At 64.5% G+C, this 16,155-nt stretch carries 18 protein-coding genes and 2 tRNA genes; 10 read left to right on the forward strand and 10 right to left on the reverse strand.

Annotation, left to right across the window (positions count from 1 at the left end):
- Window positions 1-9: 9 nt before the first annotated feature.
- Window positions 10-1,044: a phosphate ABC transporter substrate-binding protein PstS gene (pstS, locus tag AB6807_RS07720; protein ID WP_116907371.1), complete on the reverse strand. Its 1,035-nt coding sequence runs from the start codon at window positions 1,042-1,044 to the stop codon at window positions 10-12.
- Between the two features lie 275 nt (window positions 1,045-1,319).
- On the opposite strand from pstS, the gene AB6807_RS07725 reads away from it, so the two are divergent.
- A complete protein-coding gene (locus AB6807_RS07725) occupies window positions 1,320-2,840 on the forward strand; it encodes an exopolyphosphatase (protein ID WP_371084087.1) in 1,521 nt (506 codons plus the stop codon).
- A 28-nt stretch (window positions 2,841-2,868) separates the two neighbouring features.
- Here the strand turns inward: AB6807_RS07725 and AB6807_RS07730 are convergent, their stop codons facing one another.
- From AB6807_RS07730 to AB6807_RS07740, 3 genes are all read right to left on the reverse strand, one after another.
- Window positions 2,869-3,330, reverse strand: a complete 462-nt coding sequence (locus AB6807_RS07730; protein WP_371084088.1) for a histidine phosphatase family protein — start codon at window positions 3,328-3,330, stop codon at window positions 2,869-2,871.
- Between the two features lie 19 nt (window positions 3,331-3,349).
- Window positions 3,350-5,488: a polyphosphate kinase 1 gene (ppk1, locus tag AB6807_RS07735; RefSeq protein ID WP_116907368.1), complete on the reverse strand. Its 2,139-nt coding sequence runs from the start codon at window positions 5,486-5,488 to the stop codon at window positions 3,350-3,352.
- A gap of 191 nt (window positions 5,489-5,679) precedes the next feature.
- Window positions 5,680-6,630 (reverse strand): GNAT family N-acetyltransferase, encoded by a 951-nt coding sequence (locus AB6807_RS07740; protein ID WP_116907367.1) that lies wholly within the window; start codon window positions 6,628-6,630, stop codon window positions 5,680-5,682.
- 178 nt (window positions 6,631-6,808) lie between these two features.
- On the opposite strand from AB6807_RS07740, the gene AB6807_RS07745 reads away from it, so the two are divergent.
- The 3 genes from AB6807_RS07745 (at window position 6,809) to AB6807_RS07755 (ending at window position 9,411) form a co-directional block, all read left to right on the forward strand.
- Window positions 6,809-8,488, forward strand: a complete 1,680-nt coding sequence (locus AB6807_RS07745; RefSeq protein ID WP_371084089.1) for an FAD-dependent oxidoreductase — start codon at window positions 6,809-6,811, stop codon at window positions 8,486-8,488.
- Window positions 8,489-8,594: 106 nt separating this feature from the next.
- Window positions 8,595-9,299, forward strand: coding sequence for a glutathione binding-like protein (locus tag AB6807_RS07750; RefSeq protein WP_371084090.1), 705 nt, complete (start codon window positions 8,595-8,597; stop codon window positions 9,297-9,299).
- A 35-nt stretch (window positions 9,300-9,334) separates the two neighbouring features.
- A tRNA-Pro gene (locus tag AB6807_RS07755) sits at window positions 9,335-9,411 on the forward strand.
- A gap of 137 nt (window positions 9,412-9,548) precedes the next feature.
- Here AB6807_RS07755 and AB6807_RS07760 read toward each other — a convergent pair.
- Entirely contained in the window at window positions 9,549-10,115 is a 567-nt protein-coding gene (locus AB6807_RS07760) for a GAF domain-containing protein (protein WP_371084091.1), read from the reverse strand.
- A gap of 36 nt (window positions 10,116-10,151) precedes the next feature.
- Complete coding sequence (locus AB6807_RS07765) at window positions 10,152-10,283, reverse strand: hypothetical protein (protein WP_371084092.1); 132 nt, start codon at window positions 10,281-10,283, stop codon at window positions 10,152-10,154.
- 21 nt (window positions 10,284-10,304) lie between these two features.
- On the opposite strand from AB6807_RS07765, the gene AB6807_RS07770 reads away from it, so the two are divergent.
- The 5 genes from AB6807_RS07770 to AB6807_RS07790 all read left to right on the forward strand — a co-directional run bounded on the left by AB6807_RS07770 (window position 10,305) and on the right by AB6807_RS07790 (window position 14,239).
- Window positions 10,305-10,381, forward strand: a tRNA-Arg gene (locus tag AB6807_RS07770).
- A gap of 134 nt (window positions 10,382-10,515) precedes the next feature.
- On the forward strand, window positions 10,516-11,706 hold the full coding sequence (locus tag AB6807_RS07775; protein WP_371084093.1) for a site-specific integrase: 1,191 nt from the start codon (window positions 10,516-10,518) through the stop codon (window positions 11,704-11,706).
- Between the two features lie 76 nt (window positions 11,707-11,782).
- Window positions 11,783-12,427: a hypothetical protein gene (locus AB6807_RS07780; protein WP_371084094.1), complete on the forward strand. Its 645-nt coding sequence runs from the start codon at window positions 11,783-11,785 to the stop codon at window positions 12,425-12,427.
- A 2-nt stretch (window positions 12,428-12,429) separates the two neighbouring features.
- On the forward strand, window positions 12,430-13,503 hold the full coding sequence (locus AB6807_RS07785) for a helix-turn-helix domain-containing protein (RefSeq protein ID WP_371084095.1): 1,074 nt from the start codon (window positions 12,430-12,432) through the stop codon (window positions 13,501-13,503).
- Window positions 13,504-13,711: 208 nt separating this feature from the next.
- Entirely contained in the window at window positions 13,712-14,239 is a 528-nt protein-coding gene (locus AB6807_RS07790; protein ID WP_371084096.1) for a hypothetical protein, read from the forward strand.
- 15 nt (window positions 14,240-14,254) lie between these two features.
- Here AB6807_RS07790 and AB6807_RS07795 read toward each other — a convergent pair whose 3' ends face one another.
- The 4 genes from AB6807_RS07795 to AB6807_RS07810 are packed head-to-tail and all read right to left on the reverse strand — an operon-like array spanning window position 14,255 to window position 15,859.
- The gene (locus AB6807_RS07795; protein WP_371084097.1) at window positions 14,255-14,791 is read right to left on the reverse strand and encodes a DUF2514 family protein; all 537 of its coding nucleotides are present in this window, start codon (window positions 14,789-14,791) and stop codon (window positions 14,255-14,257) included.
- Window positions 14,788-14,985: a hypothetical protein gene (locus AB6807_RS07800; protein ID WP_371084098.1), complete on the reverse strand. Its 198-nt coding sequence runs from the start codon at window positions 14,983-14,985 to the stop codon at window positions 14,788-14,790. The genes AB6807_RS07795 and AB6807_RS07800 overlap by 4 nt, the downstream gene beginning before the upstream one ends.
- Complete coding sequence (locus AB6807_RS07805; protein ID WP_371084099.1) at window positions 14,982-15,548, reverse strand: lysozyme; 567 nt, start codon at window positions 15,546-15,548, stop codon at window positions 14,982-14,984. The genes AB6807_RS07800 and AB6807_RS07805 overlap by 4 nt, the downstream gene beginning before the upstream one ends.
- Window positions 15,548-15,859, reverse strand: coding sequence for a hypothetical protein (locus tag AB6807_RS07810; protein WP_371084100.1), 312 nt, complete (start codon window positions 15,857-15,859; stop codon window positions 15,548-15,550). The genes AB6807_RS07805 and AB6807_RS07810 overlap by 1 nt, the downstream gene beginning before the upstream one ends.
- A 105-nt stretch (window positions 15,860-15,964) precedes the next feature.
- Here AB6807_RS07810 and AB6807_RS07815 point away from each other — a divergent pair, with 105 nt between their 5' ends.
- A complete protein-coding gene (locus tag AB6807_RS07815) occupies window positions 15,965-16,150 on the forward strand; it encodes a hypothetical protein (protein ID WP_371084101.1) in 186 nt (61 codons plus the stop codon).
- Window positions 16,151-16,155: the final 5 nt, after the last annotated feature.

Raw genomic sequence — 16,155 nt, forward strand, 5'->3', positions numbered from 1 at the left:
TGGTTGGATTTACTTGAACGCGACGGCCTTGCCCGACGCGTCCTTCACATCGCCCCATGCCTTGGCAATGGTGGCCTTCACGGCGTCAGGCATCGGCACGTAGTCGAGGTCGTCGGCCGTCTTGTCGCCGCTCTTGTAGGCCCAGTCGAAGAACTTCAGCACGGTGGTGGCGTTGGCGGGCTTGTCCTGCACCTTCTGCAGCAGGATGAAGGTCGCGCCGGTGATGGGCCATGCGCCCTTGTCGGCCTGGTTGGTCAGCACCTGGTAGAAGCTCTTGTTCCAGTCGGCGCCGGCGGCAGCGGCCTTGAAGGCGGTGTCGTCGGGCGAGACGAAGTTGCCGGCGGCGTTCTGCAGCTGGGCGTAGGTCATCTTGTTCTGCTTGACGTAGGCGTACTCGACGTAGCCGATCGAGTTGGGCAGGCGGTTCACGAAAGCGGCGACGCCTTCGTTGCCCTTGCCACCCGCGCCGGTGGGCCAGTTCACGGCCGTGCCTTCGCCGACCTTGCTCTTCCACTCGGCGTTGACCTTGCTCAGGTAGTTGGTGAACAGGAAGCTGGTGCCCGAACCGTCGGCGCGGCGAACCGGGGCGATGGCGGCGTCAGGCAGGGCCAGCGAACCGTTCAGCGCCTTGATGGCGGGGTCGTTCCACTTGGTGATCTTGCCCAGGTAGATGTCGCCCAGCACCTGGCCGTTGAGCTTCAGCTCGCCGGGCTTGATGCCGGTGATGTTGACCACGGGAATCACGCCGCCGATGACGGTGGGGAACTGCATCAGGCCCTTGGCTTGCAGTTCTTCGTCCTTCAGGGGAGCGTCGGAAGCGCCGAAGTCGACGGTCTTGGCTTCGATCTGCTTCAGGCCGGCGCCCGAACCGACCGACTGGTAGTTGATCTTGACGCCGGTGGCCTTGTTGAAGTCGGAAGCCCACTTGGCGTACAGCGGTGCCGGGAAGCTGGCGCCGGCGCCGGTCACGTCTTGCGCGAAGGCGGGAATGGTGAACATCGCGGCCAGCAGGCCAGCGGTTGCAAATTTGAACGTCGTTTTCATGAAGCTTCCTTTAGAAGTAAGAAGTAGTCCCTTTGGGGGCTTGGCACGGACTCTAAAAAGCTTGTGTGACATCGCTGTGACACCCCTCTGTCGAGGGAAAATGCCTCGATTCGCCTCAAGGTTCATATGACGCTGTCACAGAACCGTCATGCACCGCGCCTAGCCTTGCCACCCTTGCCGCTGCGTGCAATCTCGAGGTGCGGGAAGGCGGCGCGCCCCGCCACGGCGCTACGATCCATAACAAAGACATCCCCCGCCTTCTTCACCGGAACCACATGCAAAACGGCACCCGCCTCGCGGCAGTCGACCTGGGCTCGAACAGCTTCAGACTCGAAATCGGACAGGTCGACCACGGCCAGATCCACCGCACCGAATACCTCAAGGAAACGGTGCGCCAGGGCAACGGCCTGGACAGCGCACGCAACCTGACCACCGAGGCCATGCAGCGCGGCTGGGACGCACTGGCCCGTTTCGGCGAACGCCTGGCCGGCTTCAAGCGCGCGCAGGTGCGCGCCGTGGCCACGCAAACGCTGCGCGAAGCGCGCAACCGCGAAGAATTTCTGTTGCGCGCACGCACCATCCTGGGTTTTGGCATCGACGTGATCCCGGGGCGCGAGGAAGCCCGCCTGATCTACCAGGGCGTGTCGCACATGCTGCCGCACACCGACGCCTCCGACAGCGAGCGCCGGCTGGTGGTCGACATCGGCGGGCGCTCCACTGAAATGATCATCGGCCAGGCGCTGGTGGCCGAACGCATGGAGTCGTACCGCGTGGGCAGCGTCGCCTGGTCGATGAAGCATTTCGGCGAAGGCCTGTTCACCCCCGCCGCCTTCCGCGCCGCCGAGGTGGCCGCCAAGGCCGTGCTCGACGACGCACTGGCAACCTACACGCGCGACCAGTGGGACGTGGCGTACGGCGCCTCGGGCACCATCGGCGCGGTCGGCGACGTGCTGGCCGCCTCCGGCGCCGAGCCCGGGCTGGTCACCCGCGAAGGTCTCGACTGGTTGCTCGACCGCCTGCTGAAGGCCGGCAGCGTCGACAAGCTGCGCATCGACGGCATGCGCGACGACCGCAAGGCCGTCATCGGCGGCGGCGTGAGCGTGCTGCGCGCGGTGTTCGACCTGCTCGGCATCGAGGAAATGAAGGTCGCCCAGGGCGCGCTGCGCCATGGCGTGCTCTACGAATTGCTGGAACGCGACGACAGCGTGGCCGACATGCGCACCGCCACGGTGGCGCGGCTGGCCAACCGCTTCACGGTCGACGCGGCGCAGGCCAAGCGCGTGGGCGACACGGCCGCGGCGCTGTTCGTGCAGGTTTCGCCGGCCGCGCGCGGCGGCAGCACCGCCAGCCGCGCGGGCCGGGCCCTGCGCAAGCTGGGCTGGGCGGCGCAGCTGCACGAAATTGGCACGCAGATTTCACACAGCGACTATCACAAGCACGGCGCTTACATTCTCGACAACACCGACGCCCCGGGCTTCGCGGTCAACGAGATGCATGCGCTGGGCCAGCTGGTGCTGGGCCAGCGCGGCAAGCTGCGCAAGCTGGAAGTGGCGCTGGACGACGAAACCTTCGTGATGCAGCTGCTCGCGCTGCGGCTCTCGATCATCCTGTGCCACGCGCGCCGCGACCCCGATCCGCAGGCGCTGCACCTCGCGGCGCTGGGCGCGCGGGCCTTCACCATCGTGTGTGCGCCGGACTGGGCGGACGCCTATCCGCAGTCGGCGCACTTGCTGCGCGAGGAAGTGCTGGCCTGGCAGAAGACCAGCAGCTGGCGCGTGGAACTCAACGGCTGCTGAGCCGGCAAGAGAACCAGCGCAGCGCGTTCTAGAGCAGCTCGGGCGACTGCACCGTCACCACGACGGTCTGCACGTCGCCATCGCGCTCGCGCGTGCGAATCCACCACAGCGCGCCCTTGCGCACCGGGCAGCTGTCCTGCTTCAGGCCCAGCAGCAGCGAAATCGCCTGCCCCACCGAGGGCTGGTGGCCGATCATCAACACCACCGACTTGCCGTTGGGCCAGCCGGCCGCGCCCAGCAGGGTCTCGGCCGTGGTGTCGGGCGACAGTTCAGGGCGCACCTTGTATTTGCGCCCGAGTGCCAGCGCCGTCTGCTCGCAGCGCCGCGCCGGGCTGCAGATGATGCGGGTGCCGTCGGGCAGTTGGCGGTCGAGCCAGCTGGCCATGCGCTTGGCCTGCTTCTCGCCGCGCGCGGTGAGCGAGCGTTGCATGTCGTCGCAACCCTCGGTCCAGTCCTCGGCTTCGGCATGGCGCCAGAAGATCAAGTCCATGGTCATCGTCTTTCGGTCGTCAGTTGCTGGATGCATCTCTGAGATGCCCTCTGGATGCGTAGCGGTTCATGAGCGCAGCCTGCGCGCCGTGGGCCTCGATGGCGCGCGAGGCGCCCTCTTCGCCCGGGTGCGTGTCGTGGTCGATGCGTGTGTAGATGCCGTCCGCGCCCAAGTCCCAGGCGTCGCGCCCGTCGTGCAGGTACGCGACCAGGCATTCGTCGATCAGCCGCTGGCGCAGGCCCGGGTCGGTCACGGGCCAGGCGAGCTCGATGCGCCGCATCATGTTGCGGTTCATCCAGTCGGCGCTTGACAGGTACAGCGATTCGTCTTCGCCGCTGCGGAAATAGAACACCCGCGAATGTTCCAGGAAGCGCCCGATCACCGAGCGCACGCGGATGTTGTCGGTCAGCCCCGGCACCTGCGCGGGCAGCGTGCAGGCGCCGCGCACGATCAGGTCGATCTTCACGCCCTGCTGCCCCGCGCGAATCAGCGCGCCGATGATTTCCTCGTCGGTCAGCGCGTTCATCTTGGCGACGATGCGCGTCGGCTGGCCGGCCGCGGCGGCCACGCCCAGCGCATCGATCTGCGCCACGATGTTCTTGTGCAGGTCGAAGGGCGCGAGCCACATGCGGTTGAGCTTGGGCAGCCGGCTCTGGCTGGCCAGGTGCACGAACACGGCCTCCATGTCGGCCGTGAGCAGCGGGTCGGCCGTGAGGTGGCTGATGTCGGTGTAGAGCCTGGCGGTGCGCGGGTTGTAGTTGCCGGTGGACAGGTGGCCGTAGCGGCGCATCTGCTTGCCTTCGCGGCGCGTCACCAGCAGCATCTTGGCGTGCGTCTTCAGGCCGACCACGCCGTACACCACCTGCGCGCCGATCGACTCGAGCATCTCCGCCCAGTTGATGTTGGCCTCTTCGTCGAAGCGCGCCTTCAGCTCCACCACCACCGTGACTTCCTTGCCCCGGCGCACGGCCTCGCGCAGCAGGTCCATCAGCTCCGAGTCGGCGCCGGTGCGGTAGATGGTCTGCTTGATGGCCAGCACCTGCGGGTCGAGCACGGCTTCGCGCAGGAATGCCAGCACGCCCTCGAAACTTTCGAAGGGCTGGTGGATGAGCACGTCGCCGCGCTGCAGCCGCTCGAAGAACGACTGCGAAGGCGACAGCGTGACCGGGTAAGACGCCGGGTACGGCGGAAAGCGCAGCTGCGGCTCGTCGAGCAGGTCGGCCAGCTGCGTAAGCCGGGCCAGGTTCACCGGGCCGTGCACGCGGTACAGCGCCTCGGGCGGCAGGTTGAACTGCGCCAGCAAGAAGCTCGCGAGCGACTCGGCGCAGCTCGCCGACACCTCCAGACGCACGGCCTGGCCGTAGTGGCGGTGCTGCAGGCCCTGGCGCAACGCGGTGCGCAGGTTTTTCACGTCTTCCTCGTCCACCGCGAGGTCGGAATGCCGCGTGACGCGGAACTGCGAGAAGTCGCCCACCTCGCGGCCCACGAACATGCTGGCCAGGTGCGCGCGCACCACGCTCGACAGCGCCACGAACAGCGTCTTGCCGTCGGACACCTTCGCCGGCATGCGGATCAGGCGCGGCAGCACGCGCGGCACCTTCACGATCTGGATGGGGTTCTCGCGCCCGAAGGCGTCCTTGCCGCCCAGGCGCACGATGAAGTTCAGCGACTTGTTGGCCACCTGCGGAAACGGGTGCGCGGGGTCGAGCCCCACGGGAATCAGCAGCGGGCGCACCTCGCGCTCGAAATACTCGCTGACCCACTTGCGCTGCGCCGGGTTGCGCTCGCCGTGCGAAATGATGTGGATGCCGTGCGTGGCAAAGGTCGGCATCAGCTCGTCGTTGTACAGCGCGTACTGGCGCGCCACGAGCGTGTGGGCAGCCTCGGCCAGGCGCTCGAACGACTCGACCGTATAGGTGCCCTTGTGGTCGCCGGCGCTGCCCGCGATCAGGTGCGGCGCGGCGCGGACTTCGAAGAACTCGTCGAGGTTCGACGACACGATGCACAGGTAGCGCAGCCGCTCGATCAGCGGCACCTCGCGCCGGTGCGCCCAGTCGAGCACCCGTTCATTGAACGAGAGGATGCTGTGGTCGCGGTCGAGCAATGTGAACGTGGGCGCCGCGACGGCGAGCGACCGGTCTGCGGGGGCGGATGGCATGGGCACTGATTCTGGAGCAAGGGGCACGGGAGCACACGTAGGCGGAAATATGACAGTGTCGACGTCGTTTGTGACGTTCTCATGACATTCGCGTGACGCTCCCGAACCCCCTGTCGCAATGACCTTGTGGGGCTCCATCATGCCCGGCGGGTGGGCGGACGGCCCGTTGCCAGACGGGACGGCCGCGGGCTTCATGCGCCCAGGAAGTGCTTGCGGTAGCGCGCCGGCAGGTCGTCGATGCGCATCAGCATCGGCAGGTCGGCGGCATTGAAGTCAGGGTCCCAGGCGGGCGCGCCCAGCACCTTGGCGCCCAGGCGCAGGTAGCCCTTGATGAGCGCGGGCGGCTCCACGTCGAGCGTGCTGTCCAGCCGCTCGACCGGCAGCGGCAGGCGCGGCTGCACCTGGTATTGGATGGGGGCCATGTGCTTGGCCGACACCTGGCGCCAGATGCTGGCGGCCGCGTCGCCGTTGGTCACGCCGTTGTGTGACATCGGGATGCTGGCGCAGCCGATCATCGTGTCCAGTTTGTTGCGGTGCATGAAACCGGCCAGCGCACCCCACAACGCGAGAATCACGCCGCCCTGGCGGTGCTCGGCATGCACGCAGCTGCGGCCCAGCTCGACCATGCGCTCGCGCAGGTCGCGCAAGCGGGTCAGGTCGAACTCGGTGTCGCTGTAAGTGCTGCCCACGCGGCGGGCCTGCGCCGGCGTGAGCACGCGGTAGGTGCCGATGACCTGTTGGGTCAGTTCGTCGCGCACCAGCAGGTGTTCGCAGAAATCGTCGAACAGGTCGATGTCGTGGCCGGCCAGCGGCGAGGACACGCGGGCACCCATTTCGCCGACGAACACGTCGTAGCGCAGGCGCTGGGCGGCGCGCACGTCGTCCAAGTGGCGGGCCCAGCCCACCGTGATGCCTTGCCTGGGCTCGATGGCCGGCGGCAGGATGACGGCCGGCGCCTGGGGCACCGGCGTGCTGACCACGGCGGCCGCATTGGCAGAAACAACGGCGGAGACAGCAGCCGAAACAGCGGCCGACACGCCGGCCGACATATGGGTTGCAACGCCGGCAACGGGAGCGGGCCACAAGGCCGCGCGCAGCCCTATCTGCGAAAGCGGAAACGTCGGGTTGGGCAGTTCTTTCATGGGGAACCCTTTCTGCCGAGGGAGTCTGCGCACCTGGAATGAAGCGTGCATGTCAGTGAGATTGCAGGTGCATGACGGTGTTACAGGCCGTGCCGGGCGCAACCGACTCCGCCCGACGCGCGCTTTGCACGCACTTCGTCGTCTAATGCGCAAGATTCGCGACATGGAGTTTTCACGCATGGCAACCGACGCAAACGGCACCGACAGCAGCCGCCTCCACCAGACCTTTCCCGTCCTGAGCGACACCGAGATCGCGCGCATCGCACGGTTCGGCAGCGTGCAGCAGTTTGCGCGCGGCACCCGCCTGTTCACGGCCGGCGAGACCGGGCCCGGCATGTTCGTGCTGCTGAAGGGCGTCGTGAGCGTCACGCAGCGCGACGGCCTGGGTCATGTGGTGCCCGTGGTGCGGCAGGGGCCCGGCGAGTTCCTGGCCGAAGTCGGCCAGCTCAGCGGCCGCCCCGCCCTGGTCGACGGCCACGCCGACGAAGACGTGGAGGCGCTGCTCGTCTCGCCCGCGCAACTGCGCGCGCTGCTGGTGGCCGAAGCCGACCTGGGCGAGCGCATCACGCGGGCGCTGATCTTGCGGCGCGTGGCGCTGATCGAGTCCGGCGCCAGCGGGCCGGTGCTGATCGGCCAGCCGCAGTCGCCCGACATGGCGCGGCTGGAAAACTTCTTGCGCCGCAACGGCTACCCCTACCACCTGGTCGACGCCAACGAAGACCCCGACGCCGCCGCCCTGCTCTCGCAGTACGGCGCCGGCGACCTGCTGGCCGTGTGCCCCGACGGCTCGGTACTGGTGAACCCGAGCGACGACGGCCTGGCGCGCTGCCTCGGCATGGTCGACACTGCGGCGCGCGACGAGCTGTTCGACGTGGCCGTGGTCGGCGCCGGGCCGGCCGGCCTGGCAACCGCCGTGTATGCCGCCTCGGAAGGCCTGCGCGTCATCGTGCTCGACTGCCGCGCCTTCGGCGGCCAGGCCGGCGCCAGCGCGCGCATCGAGAACTACCTGGGCTTTCCGACCGGCATCTCCGGGCAGGCGCTGGCCGGCCGCGCCTTCGTGCAGGCGCAGAAGTTCGGCGTCGAGATGCTCATACCGGCCAAGGTGCTGTCGCTGGACTGCTCGCGCGAGAACGCGCTCGAATGCCTGCGCATTGCGCTGGCCGACGGCCGCACCATCAATGCGCGCACCGTCGTCATTGCCAGCGGCGCGCGCTACCGACGCCCCGAGGTGCCGCGCCTGGCCGAGTTCGAGGGCCGCGGCATCTGGTACTGGGCCTCGGCCATCGAGGCGAAGATCTGCGCGCAGCAAGAGGTGGCGCTGGTCGGCGGCGGCAACTCGGCGGGCCAGGCCGCGGTGTTCCTGTCGCGCCATGCGGCCAAGGTGAACGTGCTGGTGCGCGGGCCCTCGCTGGCGGCCAGCATGTCGCGCTACCTCATCGATCGCATCGAGGCCACGCCCAACATCGAGCTGCACCCGCACACCGAACTCGTGCGCCTGAACGGCGGCGCCGACACGGGCCTGACGGGCGCGACCTGGCGCTGTCACACGAGCGGCGCCGAACATGACTGCCCGGCGCACAACATCTTTCTGTTCGTGGGCGCGGAGCCCGAGACCTCATGGCTCGAAGGCTGCGGCGTGTCGGTCGACAAGCACGGCTTCGTGCTGACCGGCGACGCCGCGAGCCGCGGCTTTCCGTCGCGGCCGGCCACCACGCTCGAGTCGAGCGTGTCAGGCGTGTTCGCGGTGGGCGACGTGCGCTCGGGCTCGGTCAAGCGCGTGGGCGGCGCCATCGGCGAAGGCGCGGCGGCGGTGGCGCTGATTCACCAGCATTTGTCGCAGGCTTCGGCGGTGGCTTGATGGCCCCTGCGCAGACGCGTGCCGCGGCGAATGCCCGCCGCGACACGCGTTTGACATCGCACGTATATGCTGCCGGCTCGCCACCCCACCCACCGGAGCACGAGACATGTCCGCATCGCCCATCGAGGTCTATTCCTGGCCGACACCGAACGGCCACAAGATTCACATCATGTTGGAGGAGTGCGGCCTGCCGTACCACGCGCACCCCGTCAACATCGGCAAGGGCGACCAGTTCGCGCCCGAGTTCCTGCAGATCAGCCCCAACAACAAGATCCCGGCCATCACCGACCCCGACGGGCCGGACGGCAAGCCGATCTCGCTGTTCGAGTCGGGCGCCATCCTCGTGTACCTGGCAGGCAAGACCGGCAAGCTGCTGCCCACCGGCGACCGCGAGCGCTACGACGTGCTGCAGTGGCTCATGTTCCAGATGGGCGGCGTCGGGCCCATGCTGGGGCAGGCGCATCACTTTCGCCTGTACGCGCCCGAGAAGATCGCATACGCCATCGAGCGCTACAGCAACGAGGCCAAGCGCATCTACGGCGTGATCGACAAGCAACTGTCGAAGAACAGGTTCATCGCCGGCAAGAGCTATTCCATTGCCGACATCGCCATCTTCCCGTGGCTGCGCAGCTGGGAAAACCAGGGCATCACCCTCACCGACTACCCGCACCTGAAGGAATGGTTCGACGGCATTGCCGCGCGCCCCGCGGTGCAGCGCGGCGTGAAAGTGCTGGCCGACCTGCGCCAGCCGCTCACCGGCGACAAGGAGCGGGAAACTCTTTTTGGCAAGACGCAGTACGAGAAGCGTTGAAGCGCTGTTATTCCGGGCTAGAATAGAAGGCTTGTCGGGGTGTAGCGCAGCCTGGTAGCGCATCTGGTTTGGGACCAGAGGGTCGAAGGTTCGAATCCTTTCGCCCCGACCAAAGAAATCGTAATGCGGACAGTCATTCAAATGGCTGTCCGCATTTTCGTTTCTGCTTCCGATTTCTTGCTGGGGCCCGGCCAACATCCCAGCCTAGAAGCTCAGGCCGTCATTCCCAGACGGCCCTCCATCCGCAGACTACGAACCAGCGCCCGAATCCGACGGATACGGCGGAACGTGGCCGCCCAGCGCCAGGAAGCTGGCGACGCTGAGCATCAACTCGATGTCCACCTGCGCCACGTCGCGCGGAACCAGGTCGTAATGGCACAGCGTGCCAAGAATGTTGCCGAAGCTGTCCATGACGGGAACGCCGCAGTAGCTCAACACCTGTTCGCGCGCGGGATGCGAGCCCAGCCGAGCGTCGACCAATGCATTCGGCGTCATGAACGGCTGCCCGCTTTCGCGCACGTAGCAGCAGTACGTTGCGGTGTCGGGCACTTCGGTGGCCGTGAGGACTTCGGGATTTTCGCGGTCGTAGTGCACGACCGCATTGGCCTTGCCGTTCTCGAAGCGCCAGATGCCGATGAAGCGGTAGTCGGTTCGCTTGAGAAGAAGCGCAAGGCCGTCGCGCACGCTGTCACTTCTGACCTTCACGGCAAAATTGGCGAACGCACGGCTTTTTTCGGGATCCATCGATTGCTTCAGGCTGTACCGGCGGGCGCCAGTCTTGTGAATGATTTTGTCATGGGGCCCTGGCTTGGCCACGTAGGAGCATCTCTCGCGGTCTTTTGATTGTTGGAGTCACGAGACGGCCTGTACCGACGCGGCGTTGAACTGGCAGGCGTCGCCGTCGCCCGGGAGAAAGCATGGAACTGGGTAGAATCCGCCGCTGCCGGCGCTGAACGAAAAGCGCGCCAAGCCATCGATCTGCATGGCTTCTTTCCGGCCTCATATCTGCCCGTAGCTCAGTTGGATAGAGCACCTGCCTTCTAAGCAGGTTGTCGGGGGTTCGATCCCCTCCGGGCAGGCCATCCAAGTCATTGATTTCATTGCGTTTTCCTGGAACCGCAGTAAATCAGTAGCGTCTCGAAGCGGCCCAAAACGCCTCTCCGCTACCCAAAAAGGTAGCGGCGCTACCCCGCCCTTTCTCTTATGCTTTGACGCCATGGCGCAGAACATTCAAGAGCGAGACGGCCGCTTCCAACTTCGCATTAAGCACAAGCTGCTGGACCGGCCCTACTTCTCCACCTTCGACACCGAAGCCGAGGCCGAGGAGTACCGCGACACCCTCAAGTCCTACCTGAAGCGCGGCATGGTGCCGCGCGGCATCCAGCCCGATGCGCCAGCGACGCAAGATCCGCTCGTTGTGGAGGTGGTGCGCTCATACGAGAAGCTCGGCCCGGTCACGCCGTTCGACGCGGAGATGCTCAGCGCCACCATGGGCGACTTCCTGGGCGTGCGCGTCTCGAGCATCACGGCCGAGTGGGTCGACGCCTTCGTGAAGAACCTCAAGATGGTGGCCAACAACTCGCCCGGCACCATCCGCAAGAAGGTCGGCGTCTACGGCCGCATCTTCGACTGGCACATCCGCCGCACTACTGCGCGCGGCGCGCAGAAGCCATCGAACCCCTTCCGGCACCTGCCGAACGGTTACAGCACCTACACCCGCGACGAGGCCAAGCACCTCGACGCCGAAGCCAAGAAGGCGGTCACCATGGGGAAGCCGGTCAAGGTCAAGAAGGCGAAGCGCGATCAATCGCGCGTGCGGCGGCTGGGGCCGGATGAAGAGGTGCGCGTGCGCACCGCGCTGCGCGGCGAGCGACTGCCGGGCGCGGTCTGGATCCGCCCGCCGAACCCGGACCTCTCGATGCTCTTCGAGCTCATCGTCGACTCCGGCCTGCGCCTGCGCGAGGCGTACACGCTGCGCGTCGACTATCTGCAGTTGGACCGAGGCTTCACGAAGGTCGACGGCACCAAGGGCCGAGGCGGCGAGGTGAAGCCGCGCATCGTGCCGCTGAAGCCGGCGCTGGTCGACAAGCTACGTGCGTATGCCAAGGGAAAGAACGACATCCTGTTCCCCTACTGGGACGGCACCGAAGAGTGCAAGAAGAAGGCCACGCGCGCGCTGGTGCAGGCGTTTCGGCGGCTCTTCGCGCACGCCAAGGTACACGACTTCAAGGAGCACGACCTGCGCCATGAGGCGTGCTGCAGGTGGTTCGAGCTCCGCGGCAAGGACGGTCACTGGCTCTACAGCGATGTGGAGATCTGCAAGATCATGGGATGGACCGACTACTCAATGGTCTTGCGATACGCCTCAATCCGCGGCGAAGATCTCGCCGCTCGCATGGCCGCGTAACGGTGATGGCAAAAAAAACTTCGATGTTGATTTTTCTGACCTACAATGGAGGTCCTAAAAATCAACATCGACTGCCATGCTGAATCTACAAACGCAGATCATCGAGGAACCCGCGGACGCGGAGCGGGAGCTCGCGGCCCTCGGCCTGACCGTTGAAATGGTGACCAGGGTTGCACGGCAGTCACGAAGCGCGAAGATGGAGACTCTGCCCATCGACCCCTGTAACTCGCCCGGTACTCAATCCTACATCTACGGGGTGCGTGCCATTCGCAAGGCGCAACTTCGGAAAAAGGGATGGCGGATGTGTCGCGATGGAAATCTGGAGGCGACAGTCAACGACAAGCTCGGCATCCAGCTGCTCTTCCAAAACGTCGACTGTGCATGCGGCGTCGGGCGCGACCCGGAGTCAATGTCCGAAAAAGGCGGTGGGGCACGACGCCTCGTGCAATCAGGCAACCAACGCGAGTTATTTGGTGGCGTTCAGCCTGCCAAGTTCGGCAAAATTGGGACCACTCCGAAAGTTTGGCTGATTTGCGTCAGCAGCGACGAAAAGACGTTGAAAGCGGAGGTCTCTGCGCCAATGGATTTCGAGGGGAACCAATATTCTGGATTTTCGAAGCGTATATTTGTTGTGAACGAGCGATTCGATCCGGAAGTTACCCCAATCAACAATGACGATACTGGTGGACCTGACGTAGAGGTGCTGGTTAAAAGAAAGTAAGCATGTTTAATTCTGGCCGACTGTCGATTGCTAGGCAGCGTCGCCAACTCACGAAAAAAGGCTTGGCCGAATTAGCGGGAATCACCCCGCTTACACTCACCAGGCTTGAAGGCGGCGCAACTGTCGATCCTGAGCGGGGTACGCTTGAAGCGCTCGCTCGGGCACTGCAATATCCACTTGAATTCTTTTTCGGCGACGACGCGGATGTCTTCCCCGAAGAAGCAGTGAGCTTCCGTAGCCTGAGTTCTTTAACAGCGCGCCAAAAGGAGGCTGCGCTGGCAGCCGGGCATCACGCCTTAATGGTAGATCGCTGGGCGCGGGAGCGTTTCGAATTACCTACGGCCGACTTCATAGACTTGAGGGGTGAAGACCCAGAATCCGCCGCGATTGCCCTGCGAAGCCATTGGGGTCTTGGCACGAGGCCGGTGCCAGACATGGTGAAGCTCTTGGAGTCCAAAGGTGTGCGCATCTTTTCGCTGGAGGAAGCGAATTTAAACGTCGATGCATATTCCTGCTGGACCGGAGGCATTCCATTTGCTTTTCTCAATACCATGAAGTCAGCCGAGCGCAGCAGATTTGATGCGGCGCATGAGTTGGGCCATTTGGTATTGCATATCCACGGAACATTCGGGAGCCGTGACAATGAACGCGATGCGGACCGCTTTGCATCAGCTTTTCTAATCCCTCGCGACGATTTAATATCAATCGTGCCCCACACACCGAAACTCTCAAAATTAATTGAGCTAAAAAAGCGTTGGGGCGTTTCAGTTGCCGCATTAGCCCGCGCTACATTTGAGGTTGGACTATTGTCCGACTGGCATTACAAAGAACTTTGCAAGCAAATTAGCATTGCCGGCTATCGGCGTGAAGAGCCGCTCGGAATGGCCAGGGAGCGCTCGGTTTTATGGCGGAAGGTTTTTGAGGCGCTTTGGGCTGAGGGCCTATCAAAGGACCAAGTCGCTAAGCTGTTGACATTGCCGGTCGATCAATTGCGAGCTTTGACAAGCGGCGTCCTAGATGAAAAGGATTTGCCTGCACTATCACGACCGGAAAAGCCGCAACTCCGCGTCGTTTAAATTTGCACGTACGAAGTACGGGTGTTCCGCAGCAGTTTTCTATAGGATCAGCGAGCGTAGGAGCGTTCGCAGAGCTTCCCCGCGATTCGGCACGGTCAGCAATTTGGCCCGCCCGCCCCAGACGGAGAAATAAGCCCTAGAGGGCCGCGTCCGGGTTAAAGTTTCGGGTTTCTTATTGCGCAGTGCAATACGCGATCGCCATCGTCTCATGGCTTCTACAAATCCAGAATTTATGAAACTCAAACAATTTTATTTCGCTGTGACTGCCTGTTTGGTCGGAGCTGCGTCAGCCCATTCCGGTGAAGTCGTACGCACCGTTGAAGCGACAGTTCTGAGGAATGGCACTCACACAATTGGTCCGGTCGTCGCAAGCGTCGGCGGAGTTCTGGGCCCGTCCGCCATGCGCGAACAGTATGAAAACCTCGACCAAGTCGAAGTGACATGCGCAGCTGGAAATCTACTGTCGATGAAGGCCGTGTCTCGCAAGGTTGCCCTCAAGCTTGAGCTCACTGAAACTCAGGAGGGCGTTGAAGCGACAACAGACGTTTTCTTTGCGGTTCCTCAAGAGCCGGTTGCGTCGATGCCCATTTGTCAGCCGCGTACGCCCTCGGCGCAATTTCAACGCCGCCTTAAGGTCACGTTGAAGTCCACAGCGAGCCCGACGCAGAGGATCACAGAGGAACTTGGCGAGGGGTTGACGCTCGTGTTGATGACATCCTGGAGAGCGGCGGACTGAAACCTTCAGGGGTTGCTAGGGTTGGCCAGGTTGTAGTCCATCAGCATACCGTTCGCATGTCGAGCCCGCGATCCCAAGCGCGTCAGCGTATCGCTCGACAATTCCCGCTCGGCGGTCAGCCCGTTCAAGCAGCCCCGCGAACACTCCGATGGGATCGGCACTTGGCTCACCCGTCCCTGGGCTGGCAGCGGCGGAATCCGCACGCGCTCGTTCTGCGGCAGCGCGGGCGGCGGCAAGCTGCTCTGACAGCCGAGCAGCAGCAGCATCAGCGCGGCCAGCAGCAGCGCGCGCGGTGACGGTTTGGGAATGGGCTTCATCGATGACCTTTCCAGTGATGACTTGTAGGCGTGCCTCTTCAGCGCGGGCAGCCCGCAGCATCAGTACGGTGTTCTCCGCAGCCGCAGCTTTGTAGCTCGCGAGGTTGGCGCGGCCCTCGGCAATCTGCGTGCTCGCCTCCGCGAGGCGCACCGTCTGCACTCCTAGGACGAACACCAGCGCGGCCAGCACCAGGCCGACCAGCACCAGCTTCCAATTGGTCAGGAGCGCCTTCATGCCGTCTCGTTGGTGGGGGTTTTCTCGAACTGCTTCTGCGCCACGTTGGCTAGCCCATAACCCGAAGCCGACAGGCCCCAGGCCGACAGCAGCCCCGTCTGGTCCAGCAGGTCGAAGTAGCGCATCACCGTGCCGGCGATCGCGATGTAAGCGCAGAGCAGCCACTTGCGGCTCAGGTACTTGGATTCGCTCACGACCAACCCTCCAGACAGGTTTTCGTTTCATCGGCGCGGCGGTTGGCCAAGCCCTGGCGGAACACCAGCACCTTCTTGCCGCCGACCCACTTGCTGGTGAAGCTCCAGACCACCCGGCCGTCGTCGCCGCGGCTCAGGCGTTGGCAGCCACGCTCGAAGTCCCCACGATTGAAGGCAGCCATTGCGCCGCTCGAGCAGGTCGACGACGCGCCAACGTTCCATGCGTGGCTGGTAGCCATGTCGAACACGACCTGTGGCGGCGCGACCTTGAAGCACGGCGCGAGCTGGGCCTGCACGCGAATGACGGCGGCCGCTTCCTCGGCCTCGCATTTCTCGTTGCTCCAGACCTCGCCGACGATGATCGGCGTGGTGGTGACGTGCCGCGTCAGCCCATCGCAGACCGTGGGCAGGTCGCCAGCCAGCTTGTCGGCGTAGACGACCAGCACGCGGGCCTTGCCGCTCTCCCACTTCTGCAGGAAGCTCATCAGGAAGGGGCTGCCTGCCACCAGGGTCGCGCCGGCCACCACGACGGTGGCAACGATGTTGCGATTCGGGCCGGCCATCAGTCGGTCTCAGTGGGCCGAAGAGCAGCCCATTCGCTGGGCGTGAGCACCAAGCGCGGCTTCGGCTTGATCCAACCGATGCGCTCGAAGAACGGCCGCCAGAACTTTTTCCAGCAGAACTCGAAGAGCAACGCCAAGGTGTAGATGGCGGCAGCTGCAGACGCAATGTTCGGCCAGTTCAGCACGAGCAGATCGGAGAAGATCGAGGTCGCCTTGGAAGCGCTCTCCACGACCTGCGCCCCCGCGGCGGATGCGATCGCGGCCCCGGCCTTGATGGCTGGCGCGCTTATGGTGGTGGGGTCTTCGTTCATGCCCCGATGATTTCGGCGCGCTGCCTGGTAGTCGAACCCTAGAGGGGGATTGCACTGATGCTCCACATGACGTGGACATGCGAAAGTTGCGGCGAGGAGCACCACATGACCAGCAGCTACACCGGCCTATACGTCCAGCGGCTAGAAAACGGGGACATTCACAGCGTTCAGGTTGTCGACACTGGGGGCAACAGCATCCCACTCGACCCCCAGGTATATGTCGACCGCGGGGTACTCCCCCCGATCGGCACGCTTCCCGATCAGGAGGACTACGTGAAGTCGCAGCCCTGAAAATC

The organism is Variovorax sp. RCC_210 (genome assembly GCF_041355175.1).
GTDB lineage: Bacteria > Pseudomonadota > Gammaproteobacteria > Burkholderiales > Burkholderiaceae_C > Variovorax.

Bases quoted from the DNA above. Each gene is read 5' to 3' on its own strand.
- AB6807_RS07740 (WP_116907367.1), bottom strand. From the start codon at position 6,630: ATGAAAGAACTGCCCAACCCGACGTTTCCGCTTTCGCAGATAGGGCTG.
- AB6807_RS07790 (WP_371084096.1), top strand. From the start codon at position 13,712: ATGGCTTCTACAAATCCAGAATTTATGAAACTCAAACAATTTTATTTC.
- AB6807_RS07815 (WP_371084101.1), top strand. From the start codon at position 15,965: ATGACCAGCAGCTACACCGGCCTATACGTCCAGCGGCTAGAAAACGGG.
- pstS (WP_116907371.1), bottom strand. From the start codon at position 1,044: ATGAAAACGACGTTCAAATTTGCAACCGCTGGCCTGCTGGCCGCGATG.
- AB6807_RS07765 (WP_371084092.1), bottom strand. From the start codon at position 10,283: ATGCAGATCGATGGCTTGGCGCGCTTTTCGTTCAGCGCCGGCAGCGGC.
- AB6807_RS07795 (WP_371084097.1), bottom strand. From the start codon at position 14,791: ATGAAGGCGCTCCTGACCAATTGGAAGCTGGTGCTGGTCGGCCTGGTG.
- AB6807_RS07785 (WP_371084095.1), top strand. From the start codon at position 12,430: ATGTTTAATTCTGGCCGACTGTCGATTGCTAGGCAGCGTCGCCAACTC.
- AB6807_RS07810 (WP_371084100.1), bottom strand. From the start codon at position 15,859: ATGAACGAAGACCCCACCACCATAAGCGCGCCAGCCATCAAGGCCGGG.
- AB6807_RS07805 (WP_371084099.1), bottom strand. From the start codon at position 15,548: ATGGCCGGCCCGAATCGCAACATCGTTGCCACCGTCGTGGTGGCCGGC.
- AB6807_RS07780 (WP_371084094.1), top strand. From the start codon at position 11,783: ATGCTGAATCTACAAACGCAGATCATCGAGGAACCCGCGGACGCGGAG.
- ppk1 (WP_116907368.1), bottom strand. From the start codon at position 5,488: ATGCCATCCGCCCCCGCAGACCGGTCGCTCGCCGTCGCGGCGCCCACG.
- AB6807_RS07730 (WP_371084088.1), bottom strand. From the start codon at position 3,330: ATGGACTTGATCTTCTGGCGCCATGCCGAAGCCGAGGACTGGACCGAG.
- AB6807_RS07775 (WP_371084093.1), top strand. From the start codon at position 10,516: ATGGCGCAGAACATTCAAGAGCGAGACGGCCGCTTCCAACTTCGCATT.
- AB6807_RS07750 (WP_371084090.1), top strand. From the start codon at position 8,595: ATGTCCGCATCGCCCATCGAGGTCTATTCCTGGCCGACACCGAACGGC.
- AB6807_RS07725 (WP_371084087.1), top strand. From the start codon at position 1,320: ATGCAAAACGGCACCCGCCTCGCGGCAGTCGACCTGGGCTCGAACAGC.
- AB6807_RS07745 (WP_371084089.1), top strand. From the start codon at position 6,809: ATGGCAACCGACGCAAACGGCACCGACAGCAGCCGCCTCCACCAGACC.